We start from the raw sequence: 11,503 nt of genomic DNA on the forward strand, positions 1-11,503 counted from the left end.
GTTCATCTTGGCCGCCCCCGATGGCTCGGCCCGTCCTGAGTTCCTCGCCGGAAATGCCGAGGAGGCAGCAAATCACGTGCCAGCAGCGCCTTCCGCAAGGCCGCTCGCGGCCTCGCGCCGCACCACGGCCTGGGGAACATCATAGGCCTGGAATGCCGCCCAATGCTTGTCGATATCGGCCCGGAACAGCCCGCGCGTGAGCCCATGCACCAGCTTTGGAATGGCCGTCGTCATCGCATTGATCGACGAACCGGAGGCGCCGAAGCTCATCGTGGAAGCGATCGCGAACACATGGATATCGCCGATCCAGGGCGTCTCCCCGCGCACGCGCTCGCACAGCGCGTAGTCATCGGCGAGATAAGGGAAGTCGCCGAGCCGTGCGTTGCGCTCCTCGGGCGGCGGCGTGTAGCGATCCGACCAGCGCGCGATATTGTGTGCAAAGCGCTTCAGTTCGGCGCGGCCGGCGAAATTCATCGCGATCCCGGTGGCGCTGATGATGAAGTCGCAGACGGTCTCGCCGCGTGGCGTCTGCAGCACGATGCCATGCGAGGTCTCCCGCGCCGCCTCGACCGGTGTCCCCTCATATAGATGAAACGCGGCGTGGCGCGCGCAGCGGTCATAAGTGTGCTGCGGAAAGCCTTCGCGCAGCTCCAGGATGGCGCGCATGAAGCGCCAGCGCCAGGCATCGTCGAGCTCGGAGAAGTGCCGCAGGAATCCGCGGAAGGTCAGCCAGCGATAGGGCTGCACCAGCTGGATCTCGGCGCGGCGGCACAGCAGATCGACGCGGCTAGCGCCGGCTTCCAGCGCCATCGCCGCATTGTCGAAGGCCGACGCGCCGGCGCCGACGACAACGACGCGCTTGCCGCGCAGCGCATCGTCATCGATTGGCGCGGCTGAGGTCACGCAATGTGAGGCAGGCAGATGCCGCAGCGGCTCGGGAATGCTCCAATCCCCCATGCCTTCCTGGCCGGTGGCGAGCACGATCTTGCGCGCGTAAAGCAGCGTCTCGCCATCGCGGCTGCGCACTGTCGCGCGCAGCAGGCCATCGGCGGCCGGCGCGATGTCGATCACCTCGCAGCCATTGCGCACGGGAAGCTCGAGCACCCTGCGATACCACGCGAGATAGTCTGCCCAATATTCGCGCGGGATCAGGTCAAGATCGCGCCAGCTCTGTGCGCCGAATGTCGCCTCGTGCCAGGATTGATAGGTCAGGCTGGGAATATCGAGATCGGGCCCGGTGAAATCCTTGGGCGAGCGCAAGCTCGGCATGCGCGCATAGGTCAGCCATGGGCCCTCGCGTGCCTCCTCCGCCTTATCGAGCACGAGGACATTGGTGACCTGCGAGCGCAACAGCCCGAAGGCAGTCGCAAGGCCGGATTGGCCGGCGCCGACGATCAAGACGTCCAGCGCAGGGCGACCATCGGGACCCACCATCGGCTTCAGCCAGGGCATGCTGGGATGGGCGATCCTGGCGAGATCGCGCCGGACCTGGCTAGCGAGTACCGCAAGCCCGTCAGTCATGCCGCACACCGGGACGGCTGCCGGTATCGCGCTCGGCACGATCGCTGTCGTCCACGCTCGCTCCATTCGTTCCAGACCCGGCGTTGCAGCCTAGCAAAGCATTGCGACCGGAAAAAATTTCATTTTGCTGGCGACTATTCACCGGACTTATAGCTCGATGCGTCATCCCGCTCACGCTGCGAGCCAGCCGCCATCGACGGGGAGCACCACGCCGGTCACGAAGGAGGCTTCGTCGCCGGCGAGGTAAAGCGCGGCAGCAGCGACCTCCTCGGCCTGGCCGAAGCGCTTCATCGCGTGGCGCTGGCGCGAGGCGTCGCGCACGGCATCGGGGTCGGCATGGCGCGCAAAGCTGCGGCGAAGCATGGGCGTGTCGATCGCGCCGGGTGCAAGCGCATTGACGCGGATGCCGTCGGCCGCGAAATCGACCGCCATGGTGCGGGTCAGGCTGATGATCGCGCCCTTGGCGGCGATATAGGCGCTGTTGCCCTTGCCGCCGGCGATCGCCAATTGCGAGGCCAATGTGACGATCGCGCCCTTCTGCTGGCGCTGCATGATCGGCACCGCGACCCTGGCCCACAGCCAGGTGCCGCCGACATTGGTGCGGAACACAGAGTCCCAATCGGCGGGATCGGTGGTGACCACGGTGCCGCCGCAGGAGAAGCCGGCCGCGGTCATCAGCACGTCGAGCCGGCCGCGCGCATTCGCCACGCTGTCGACGGTGGCGTTGGCGAAATCCGCTTCGCCAACGTCGCCGAGATGGACGCTGCCCTCGCCGCCGGCCCCGCGCAGCAGCGCCAGCGTCTCTTCCGCGCCTTGGGCATCGCGATCCACCAGCGCGACGAAGGCACCCTCGCGCGCGAACGCAACCGCACTGGCGCGGCCGATGCCGGAGCCTGCCCCCGTGATGATGACCACCTGTCCCGCGAGCCTCATGTTAGCTTTCACCCCGATGTTCGATCCACCAAGCGCTCAGATCGGCGACCGATTCAACGAGGCCGAAACGCGCCCGCCAGCCAAACTCTTGAGCCATTCTCTCGACAGAAAGCGGAGCACGCTCAGGACCGTGATACTTGATCAGAGTTTCCTCGCCTGGCGCCGCCAGCCGGCATTGTAAACCAGGGTGCAAAGCTGCAAAGGCCTGGCCCCACTGCAGCGCAGACCATGCCCTTCCGCTCGAGATATTGTAGAGCCGATATTGCGGCCGCTCCGCTTCGAGCAGCACCGCTACAGCGTCAGCAACATCGGGAGCATAGATCCAGTCCTTGACACCTCGGTCCGGCAAAATCGCGGGCTCGCCGCGACTGAACTCATGCAGAATCTGAAACTGCATGCTCGGCGTGTCGCGTACCTTGCCGACCCGCTCCCAAGGCCCGAAAACGGCACTCAGTCGAACGTTGATAAAGTCTCCGCCCCAGAGATCAGCGTACCTCAACAAGAGGCGTTCCAAAGTAAACTTGCTGATTGAATATAGAGAGACAGGATCGCACGGCGTGGTCTCCTCCAACAGCGGGTAGTTCTGACCTGCGGCACCATAGGCCGCTGCCGATGAAAGATTGATGAGGCGACGAACGCGCTGTCGGATCGCTCGTTCCAGAATTGGGATTTGAGCCATCACGTTAATCTCGAAGATGTTTCCCCGAGAAGTCCTTTCCAGATCAACGCCAGCGGTGATCGCCGCTCCAAGCACAATGGCATCGCACCCCTTCGCGATAAGAGCTCCCGTTCTCTCCGTGTCCGTGATCTCGCCTTGTACGACGTTGAGCCTATCTCCATGCTGCGCTAAGGATTGCTGTGCTGCCGACGGTAACTGTTTGCGGTCGAACACGGTTACCACGTGGCCACGCTCCAGCAGCCCCTGCGCGATGTTGAGCCCGACAAAGCCACACCCACCGAAGATCAGGATGTGCATGGGACTATCTCATCCTGACGCTGGTGGCCTCATGGTTCGAGACGGCTGCTCGCGCAGCCTCCTCACCATGAGGAGCAGGGCCTGTGATGCCGCGAGGATGGTGCTGTTCCCTCGTCCCGAGGCGGGAGGGAAGCGACCGTCTCGAAGGACGAGGCCCGGTTGCCTCAAATCGCTCCTGCGCGCTCACAGCAGCCGCGCACCAAAATTCTGCTCGGGGTCCATGTCGGCGACCAGCCGCCCCGTCGGTTTCGCGGCCTCGCCGCCGCTACGCGGCAGGAAACGTCCGGAGCCTGCTGCTACGGACAGCTTGCCATCATCGACAATCACCCGGCCGCGCGACAGCACCGTCACCGGCCAGCCCTGCAGGCTGCGCCCGGCAAACGGCGTGTAGCCGGCAAGATCATGCATCATCGCATCGCTGACCGTGACACGCTTGTCCGGATCCCAGATCGCGATGTCAGCATCAGCGCCGATCGCGATCGCGCCCTTCTTCGGATGCAGATTGTAGATCTTGGCCGGCGCGGTCGCCGTCAGCTCGACGAACTTGTTGAGACCGAGCCTGCCCTTCGACACCATGGCGTCGAACAGCAGCGGCAGCCGCAGCTCCAGCCCCGGCAGGCCGTTGGCGATCTGCTTGAAGTTTGGCGTGGGACCGGCGCGCAGCTTGCCGGTCTCGTCGAAGCGATACGGCGCGTGATCGGACGAAATCGTCTGGAGATCGCCGAGCGACAGTGCCTGCCACAGCGCCTCCTGGTCGGAGGCACGGCGCGGCGGCGGGCTGCACATCCATTTCGCCCCTTCGACGCCGGGTTTGTCGAGATCGTCGGCGGTGAGAAACAAATATTGCGGGCAGGTCTCGGCGAACACTTTCAGCCCCTGCCCGCGCGCATCGCGGATGACCCTGGTGCCTTCGGTGGTCGAGACGTGGAAGATCATGATCGGCTGATCGATCAGCGCCGCCATGCCGATCAGCCGATTGAAGGCTTCGGCCTCGGAAAAGCGGGCGTGGCTGATGGCGTGATATTTCGGATGAGTGTAGCCGCGTGCCAGCAGCCGCTTCACCATCCAGGAGATGATGCCGTGGTTCTCAGCATGCGCACACAGCATAGCGCCGCCCTCGCGCGCCGCAACCAGAATGTCGAGCAGCGGCTCGTCGTCGATCTTCAGGAGATCATAGGTCATAAAGATCTTGATCGAGCCATGCCCCTGCTTGATCAGCGCCGGCAGATCATGCTCCAAGGTCTCCTTGGTCGGATCCGCAATGATCATGTGGAAGGCGTAGTCGATGACCGCACCCTTGCGCGCCAGCGCATGATACTCCTCCAGCACCTGCGGCAGCTTCATGCCGATGTGCTGGGCCGCAAATGAGATCACCGAGGTGGTGCCGCCGAAGGCCGCCGACGTGGTCGCGCTCTCGAAGGTATCAGCATTGACGATGCCGGCCGCCGAGAGCTGCTCGATATGGCAGTGACTGTCGACGCCGCCGGGCAGGACGAGCTTGCCGCGCGCATCGATCTCGCGCTTCGCCGGGCCTAGCCCGCGGCCGATCGCAGCGATGCTTTCGCCGGCGATGGCGACGTCGGCCTCGAAAATATCGGTGGTGGTGGCGACGCGCCCTCCCCGGATGATGAGGTCATAGGCGGGCTCGGTCATGGCGGTCTCCTCGTCAGTTCTGCCCAATGGAACACCGCTGATATCGCGGCGCGCCGTTGCGCCCGGCGCATGACGATCTCATGTGCCTGATGGCATAGTGATTGCCTTTCACGTCGCGTCAACACTCCTCGAGCAGGAAGCTCCCATGTCCCGCCCGCGCATCACGGTGATCAATCCGAATTCCAATCAAGTTGTCACTGATGGCCTCACTGAAGCTCTGAAGCCGTTGATGTTTGCCGACGGCCCGGAGATCGTCTGCGAGACCCTGAAGGAAGGGCCTTACGGGATCGAGAGCCAGAAGGACGCCGACAGCGTGACCATGCCGCTGCGGCGCTTCGTCGAGGGCGACAATGCGTCGTCCGCCTTTGTGATTGCCTGCTACAGCGATCCCGGCCTGCATGTCTGCCGCGAGGCGACCACGCGCCCGGTGCTCGGCATCGCCGAATGCGGCGTGCTGACCGCGCTGACCCGCGCCGACAGCTTTGGCGTGATCGCGATCGCGCAGCGCTCGATCCGCCGCCATTTGCGCTATCTCCGGCAGGTGGGGCTGATGGACCGGCTCGCCGCCGAGCGGCCGCTCGACATGACGGTGGCGGAGACCGCCTCCGGCGGAGGCACGCTGGCGAAGATGATCGCGGTCGGCCGTGCGCTGAAGGAGGAGGACGGCGCCGGCGCGATCGTCATGGGCTGCGCCGGCATGGCGCGCCATCGCAAAGGGCTCGAGGATGCACTCGGCATTCCCGTTGTTGATCCGACCCAGGCCGCGGTGACGATGGCGCTCGGCGCGGTCGCGTTCGCGGGGTAAGTGGATAACGCGCTGATCCTCGCGGTTGCTAATACTCCGGTCTGCTCCACTGGCTGCGTTACATACTGCTGTCTCCCGGCCTTGAGCCGGGACCCATAACCACCGGCGGCAATGTGGCAGGTAGCTGCCGGTTGCGATCCCCGAGACATCCCGCGGTATGGGTCCCGGCGTTCGCCGGGACGACACCTTTGTTGTTGGGGCTCTCGTGCGACATCATTGGGCTGTAGCAGCTTGGATCAGCCGACGGCGCAGGCGTCTCACTCACTCCGGCGGGATCGCGCCGGTGCGGCTGGTGATCAGGCCGTAATGCTCGATGCGGCGGTGGCGGGCGAAATCGAAGATCGTCTCCTTGCCGAATCTGGTCGCATCGAGATCGCAAGGCGCGACCAGAAGCTCGTCGCCTTCGGTCTTGGCCTCGGCGACGATCTCGCCATCGGGATTGACGATCAGGCTGCCGCCGATCAGCGGATGACCGTCCTCGACGCCGGCCTTGGCGACCGCGATGACCCAGCAGGAGTTCTGATAGGCGCCTGATTGCACCGAGAGCCGGTTGTGAAACAGCCGCTGCTCCGGGCCTTCCACATTCTTCTGCGAATTCACCGACGGCGTGTTGTAGCCAAGCACCACCATCTCGACGCCCTGCAGCCCCATCACGCGATAGGTCTCCGGCCAGCGGCGGTCGTTGCAAACAGCCATGCCGACGATGCCGCCAAGATTGCGCCAGACCGGAAAGCCGAGATCGCCAGGCTCGAAATAGCGTTTCTCCAAATGCTGGTGGCTGCGCGTCGGATCGTACTCCTCGTGACCCGGCAGATGCACCTTGCGATATTTGCCGACAATGTTGCTGTTACGATCGGTCAGGATGGCCGTGTTGTAGTGATGTCCATCCGGCGTCAGCTCGGCGTATCCGAACGACATCGCCATCTGGTGCTGCCTGGCGCGGTCGAACAGCGGCCGCACCGCTGCATCAGGCATCTCGCGCTCGAACCAGCTGTCGACCTCGGCCTGATCCTCCATGTACCAGCGCGGGAAGAAGGTGGTCAGCGCCAGCTCGGGATAGACGATGAGATCGGCGCCCTTTGCCTTGGCCTCATCCATCAGCGCCAGCATCCGCTTGACCACGACCTCGCGGCCGTCGGCCCGCTGGATCGGCCCCATCTGGGCGGCGGCAACGTTGATCACGCGCATGGTGTTAGTCCTTCATGATAAACGCCAACGGCGCGGCGAGCTCGCTGCAACCTCGCCCCGCTTGCGGGGAGAGGTCGCATCGCATCGCTAGATGCGATGCGGGTGAGCGGGTACAGGTTCATCTACTCGCACCGCTCGTGCGTCTGCCCCTCACCCCACCCCTCTCCCCGTGAAGAACGGGGAGAGGGAGCTCACCGCCATTGCTGCTACAACTGTGGCTCATACCCAACTTCTCTAGCGCCCCGTCAATGTGGCCCATGCAGCACCGGCCGTGGGCGCGTGAATGAGGGGCGGCCGCGTTTCAGGCCCCACAACGGCTGCGCCAGCGTCGCGATCGCCTCCGTCGGGTTGCGCGCGTCGATGCAGACGAGATCGGCCGGCGCGCCGACCGCGAAGCCATAATCATCGAGCCGCATCAGCCGCGCGGCATCCGACGTGATCATGTCGAGACAGCCGGCCAGGTGATCGGGGCGCGAAACATGACAGACATTGGCGTAGAGATTCGCCATGCGGATCAGCGAGCCGTCGCCATAGGGCGTGAACGGGTTCAGCACATTGTTGGTCGAGATCGAGCAGGTGACGCCCGCCGCGCGCAAAGGCTCGAGCGGCACCACGCCGCGCGGGATCGCGTGATCCTGCCTCCGCCCCATCAGATGCAGATCGGTCGACGGCAGCACGGTGACGGCGACGCCGGCATTGGCAAGCTGCGTTGCAATTGCATTGAAGCGCTCCGGTGGCAACAGCGACAGCTGCGTGACATGGCCGACCGCAACGCGCCCGCCCCAGCCATGGTCCTCGGTCTTGCGGCAGACATATTCGATCTGCATGTGATCGAGCGTCTCGGCGAGATCGAGATGCATGTCGATGTCGACATCGAACTCGCGCGCAATGGCAAAGATGCGGTCGACCTGCGCGCCCGGATCGGTGTCGAAATACGGCGCCGCCCCGATAGTGGGTGCGCCGCGGCGCAGGCCCTCGATCAGCAGCTGCTCGGTGCCCGGATAGTTCGTCAGCCCTTCCTGCGGAAACACGCAGATCTCGAGGTCGAGCGCCCAGGCATAGTCGCGCCGGAGCTGATCGATGGCGTCATAGCCGATCATGCCGATGCCGGGATCGAGCTCGACATGGGTGCGCATGCGCATAGTGCCATGGCTGATGCAGCGCTCAACCGTCTGCTTGGCCCTGCTGTAGACATCTTCGCGGGTGAAGTTGCGCTTGGCCGCCGCGGTTTCGCGCACGGCTTCGGCAACCGTGCCTTCCTGGATCCGGCAGCGATCGAGAATGCAGGTCTTGTCGAGATGGATGTGGGTCTCGATCAGGCCGGGCACGACGAGACAGCGTTCCGCATCGCGTTCGCGTGCGTCCGCCTGCAACGCCGCCTCGATCGCGACGATCTTGCCTTCGCTGATGCCGATGTCCGCGCTGCGATGTTCGCCGGCGCACCACAGCGACGCATTCCGGATGATCAGGTCCAACACGTCATTGCCCGAAGAAACGGCCCATGCTGGCCCTTGAGCCGACCAAAGGCAAGCGCTATGCCAGCCCTTGGAAAAGCGCGCTGCTGGACCAAATGTGTAGGAATGGTGAATCAAACCGTCAGAGGGCAGCCAACCATTTGCCTACAAACAAGGCGGCCCGCGCCGTTCGCAGGAGCAGCATCGCGGAGACCCTTGTTTTCAGCGGAAAACGTGCTATATTCATGCATGGAAACTAACAGCTCTTTCCGGTCAGGCCCGTCGTATCGGCGGGCCGTTGCCGTTTTGGGGGTGGCTCTGATGGGGTTACTCTGAGATGACTCGCTCCAACCGCACTGACCACATTCGCCTGACCTCACATCCGGTTCCGGGCGCCAAGCACAACTTTCCGCTCCAATGGGGCGCGCCGAGCGCGCGCGAACGCGGGCCCATCATCGGCACCGTTTCGCGGCCGCAGGACCGCAACGTGATCGGCAGCCATGGCGGCTCCTATACCGTCTATCGGGCGCTGGCCGTCTCCTCCGGCGCGCTCGATCCGATCCGCCGCCCTGACCTCACCAACACTCACCCGGCCGCCACGATCGGCCCGTTCGCGCAATGGCGCGATCCGGCGAAGATTGTCGCGCTCGATCCCTGGGGGCATCTGGTCGCGGAGAATTTCGGCGCCGAAATCGCCGAAGGCATCGACATCCGGCCGACCATCGCCGTGACCAAGGCGCGCCTCGATCTGCCGGAGCTGCATGCCGCGATCGCGGCCAAGCGCCTCGCCACAGATGGCGATGTCGTCCACGCCAATGGCAGCGTCTCGGTGACCAAGATCGCGATCGATCCGGTGTGGTACCTGCCCGGCGTCGCGGCGCGGTTCGGCACCAGCGAGACCAATCTGCGCCGCGGCCTGTTCGAGCAGACCGGCGGCATGTATCCGGAGCTGGTGACGCGGCCCGATCTGCAGGTGTTCCTGCCGCCGATCGGCGGCACCACCGTGTATCTGTTCGGCGATGTCGACAAGCTCAGCGACAGCAAGACCAAGATCACCTGCCGCGTCCACGACGAATGCAACGGCTCCGACGTGTTCGGCTCCGACATCTGCACCTGCCGTCCCTATCTCATCCACGGCATCGAAGAATGCGTCCGCGCCGGCCAGACCGGCGGTCTCGGCATCATCGTCTACAATCGCAAGGAAGGCCGCGCGCTCGGCGAGGTGACCAAATTCCTGGTCTACAACGCGCGCAAGCGCCAGGAGGATGGCGACGCCGCAGCGGCCTATTTCGAACGCACCGAATGCGTCGCCGGCGTGCAGGATGCGCGCTTCCAGCAGCTGATGCCCGACGTGATCCATTGGCTCGGCCTTACGCGCATCGATCGCTTCATCTCGATGAGCGACATGAAGCATGATGCGCTGACAGGCCAGGGCGTCGACATCGTCGAGCGCGTGCCGATCCCGGACGAGCTGATTCCGGCCGATGCCCATGTCGAGATCGCGGCCAAGAAGGCAGCCGGCTATTTCTCGCTCGAACCGCAGAAGCCGCAGGAGCTCGGCGACACGGTCGGGCGTCCGCTCGAGAAGTACTGAGCGAGCCGGACGACATGGTCGATGCTTCCTCCCTCTTGTCGGCCAAGCTCTTGTCGGCCGAGGCGGTGCGCGAGCGGGCCCACCGAATGCTTGCCCTCGGCCTCGACGACAGGCTGCCGCATTTCCGCATCGCTCTTGCAAAGCTCGATGTAGTCGCCGAGCTTGTGCTCGCAGTAACACGCGAGGCCTATCCGAGCGGCGACGTCCCGTTCCATTCGCGCTGGCGGCATTTCGTTGTCGCCGGCGAGGACCGCTGGGCGGCGCTTGCCGGCAAGGTCAGCTGGCCCAACGCCGCGGCACGGGCGCGCGCGGAATTCGATCTCGCCATCGTCAGCGTGCTGCTCGATGCCGGCGCCGGCGCGGCGTGGCGCTATCATGATGCGGTGAGTGGCGCGCGCATCGGTCGTTCGGAAGGCCTGGCGCTGGCCAGTCTCGACATGTTCGCCAGCGGCGCATTCTCGGCTGATGCAAACGATCGGCTGCGCGCCGATGCGGCCAAGCTGGCGCAGCTCACGGTCGCAGATCTCGAACGCGGCTTTCAGGTCGCTGCCGAGAATCCGCTGGTCGGGCTCGAAGGCCGGACCGATCTGTTGCGCCGGCTCGGCGACCTCATTGCCGGTAAACCCGACATCTTTGCGCAGAAGGACCGCGCCCGGCCGGGCGGACTGTTCGACCGTCTCGCCGCGCGCGCGCAAGGCGGCCGCATCGACGCACCTGCTGTTCTCTCCGAGGTGCTGCTTCAGCTCGGGCCAATCTGGCCATCCCGCATCACGCTCGACGGTGTCGCGCTCGGCGATTGCTGGCGCCATCCGGCGCTCGTGACCGGTGATGCGACCAGTGGGCTGGTGCCGCTGCACAAGCTGTCGCAATGGCTCAGCTATTCGCTGATCGAGCCGCTGCAGCGCGCCGGCCTCGTGGTCGACGACATCGACGGCCTCACCGGGCTCGCCGAATACCGCAATGGCGGGCTGTTCGTTGACGGCGGGGTGCTGGTGTTGCGCGATGCGGAGGAAGCGATGCGGGCGCACGCGGTCGACTCCACGCTGGTGGTCGAGTGGCGCGCGCTCACCGTCGCCCTGCTCGATCGGCTCGCCGAGGTCATTCGTCAGCGCCTCAACCAGGATGCCGAGCGCCTGCCGCTGGCCAAGATCCTCGAAGGCGGCAGCTGGGCTGCGGGGCGGAAGCTCGCTTTCGAGCGCCGCCCCGACGGCTCGCCCCCGATCAAAGTGATCAGCGACGGCACGGTGTTTTAGGGTATTTGAGGTAGGCACCTGTCGTACGGCACTAGACGGTGCCCCCTCTCCCCTTGTGGGAGAGGGTGGATCGGACGAGCGAAGCGAGTTCGAGCCGGGTGAGGGGTTCTTTCCACGGAGACAGAC

Annotated in this window: 9 protein-coding genes; 3 read left to right on the forward strand and 6 right to left on the reverse strand. The window is 64.9% G+C overall.

The window, feature by feature from the left end; genetic code table 11:
- Window positions 1–72 precede the first annotated feature (72 nt).
- From BRAS3843_RS28110 to hydA, 4 genes are all read right to left on the reverse strand, one after another.
- Window positions 73–1,521, reverse strand: coding sequence for an NAD(P)/FAD-dependent oxidoreductase (locus BRAS3843_RS28110; protein WP_008972519.1), 1,449 nt, complete (start codon window positions 1,519–1,521; stop codon window positions 73–75).
- A gap of 171 nt (window positions 1,522–1,692) precedes the next feature.
- A complete protein-coding gene (locus BRAS3843_RS28115; protein WP_008972520.1) occupies window positions 1,693–2,454 on the reverse strand; it encodes an SDR family oxidoreductase in 762 nt (253 codons plus the stop codon).
- A gap of 1 nt (window position 2,455) precedes the next feature.
- Window positions 2,456–3,430: an NAD(P)-dependent oxidoreductase gene (locus tag BRAS3843_RS28120; protein ID WP_008972521.1), complete on the reverse strand. Its 975-nt coding sequence runs from the start codon at window positions 3,428–3,430 to the stop codon at window positions 2,456–2,458.
- A gap of 183 nt (window positions 3,431–3,613) precedes the next feature.
- Window positions 3,614–5,083 (reverse strand): dihydropyrimidinase, encoded by a 1,470-nt coding sequence (gene hydA, locus BRAS3843_RS28125; RefSeq protein WP_008972522.1) that lies wholly within the window; start codon window positions 5,081–5,083, stop codon window positions 3,614–3,616.
- 145 nt (window positions 5,084–5,228) lie between these two features.
- On the opposite strand from hydA, the gene BRAS3843_RS28130 reads away from it, so the two are divergent.
- On the forward strand, window positions 5,229–5,888 hold the full coding sequence (locus tag BRAS3843_RS28130; protein ID WP_175361159.1) for an aspartate/glutamate racemase family protein: 660 nt from the start codon (window positions 5,229–5,231) through the stop codon (window positions 5,886–5,888).
- Between the two features lie 261 nt (window positions 5,889–6,149).
- Here the strand turns inward: BRAS3843_RS28130 and BRAS3843_RS28135 are convergent, their stop codons facing one another.
- Entirely contained in the window at window positions 6,150–7,076 is a 927-nt protein-coding gene (locus tag BRAS3843_RS28135) for an N-carbamoyl-D-amino-acid hydrolase (RefSeq protein ID WP_008972524.1), read from the reverse strand.
- Between the two features lie 245 nt (window positions 7,077–7,321).
- Window positions 7,322–8,551: an amidohydrolase family protein gene (locus tag BRAS3843_RS28140; RefSeq protein ID WP_035983045.1), complete on the reverse strand. Its 1,230-nt coding sequence runs from the start codon at window positions 8,549–8,551 to the stop codon at window positions 7,322–7,324.
- Window positions 8,552–8,867: 316 nt separating this feature from the next.
- Here BRAS3843_RS28140 and BRAS3843_RS28145 point away from each other — a divergent pair, with 316 nt between their 5' ends.
- A complete protein-coding gene (locus tag BRAS3843_RS28145; protein ID WP_008972526.1) occupies window positions 8,868–10,124 on the forward strand; it encodes a GTP cyclohydrolase II in 1,257 nt (418 codons plus the stop codon).
- A gap of 14 nt (window positions 10,125–10,138) precedes the next feature.
- A complete protein-coding gene (locus tag BRAS3843_RS28150; protein ID WP_008972527.1) occupies window positions 10,139–11,377 on the forward strand; it encodes a URC4/urg3 family protein in 1,239 nt (412 codons plus the stop codon).
- Window positions 11,378–11,503: the final 126 nt, after the last annotated feature.

Origin of the sequence: Bradyrhizobium sp. STM 3843 (assembly GCF_000239815.1) — a bacterium.
In the GTDB taxonomy this organism is placed as follows: Bacteria; Pseudomonadota; Alphaproteobacteria; order Rhizobiales; family Xanthobacteraceae; genus Bradyrhizobium.

Excerpts from the sequence above, each read along its gene's own strand:
- BRAS3843_RS28110 (WP_008972519.1), bottom strand. The coding sequence starts at position 1,521 with ATGACTGACGGGCTTGCGGTACTCGCTAGCCAGGTCCGGCGCGATCTC.
- BRAS3843_RS28115 (WP_008972520.1), bottom strand. The coding sequence starts at position 2,454 with ATGAGGCTCGCGGGACAGGTGGTCATCATCACGGGGGCAGGCTCCGGC.
- BRAS3843_RS28120 (WP_008972521.1), bottom strand. The coding sequence starts at position 3,430 with ATGCACATCCTGATCTTCGGTGGGTGTGGCTTTGTCGGGCTCAACATC.
- hydA (WP_008972522.1), bottom strand. The coding sequence starts at position 5,083 with ATGACCGAGCCCGCCTATGACCTCATCATCCGGGGAGGGCGCGTCGCC.
- BRAS3843_RS28130 (WP_175361159.1), top strand. The coding sequence starts at position 5,229 with ATGTCCCGCCCGCGCATCACGGTGATCAATCCGAATTCCAATCAAGTT.
- BRAS3843_RS28135 (WP_008972524.1), bottom strand. The coding sequence starts at position 7,076 with ATGCGCGTGATCAACGTTGCCGCCGCCCAGATGGGGCCGATCCAGCGG.
- BRAS3843_RS28145 (WP_008972526.1), top strand. The coding sequence starts at position 8,868 with ATGACTCGCTCCAACCGCACTGACCACATTCGCCTGACCTCACATCCG.
- BRAS3843_RS28150 (WP_008972527.1), top strand. The coding sequence starts at position 10,139 with ATGGTCGATGCTTCCTCCCTCTTGTCGGCCAAGCTCTTGTCGGCCGAG.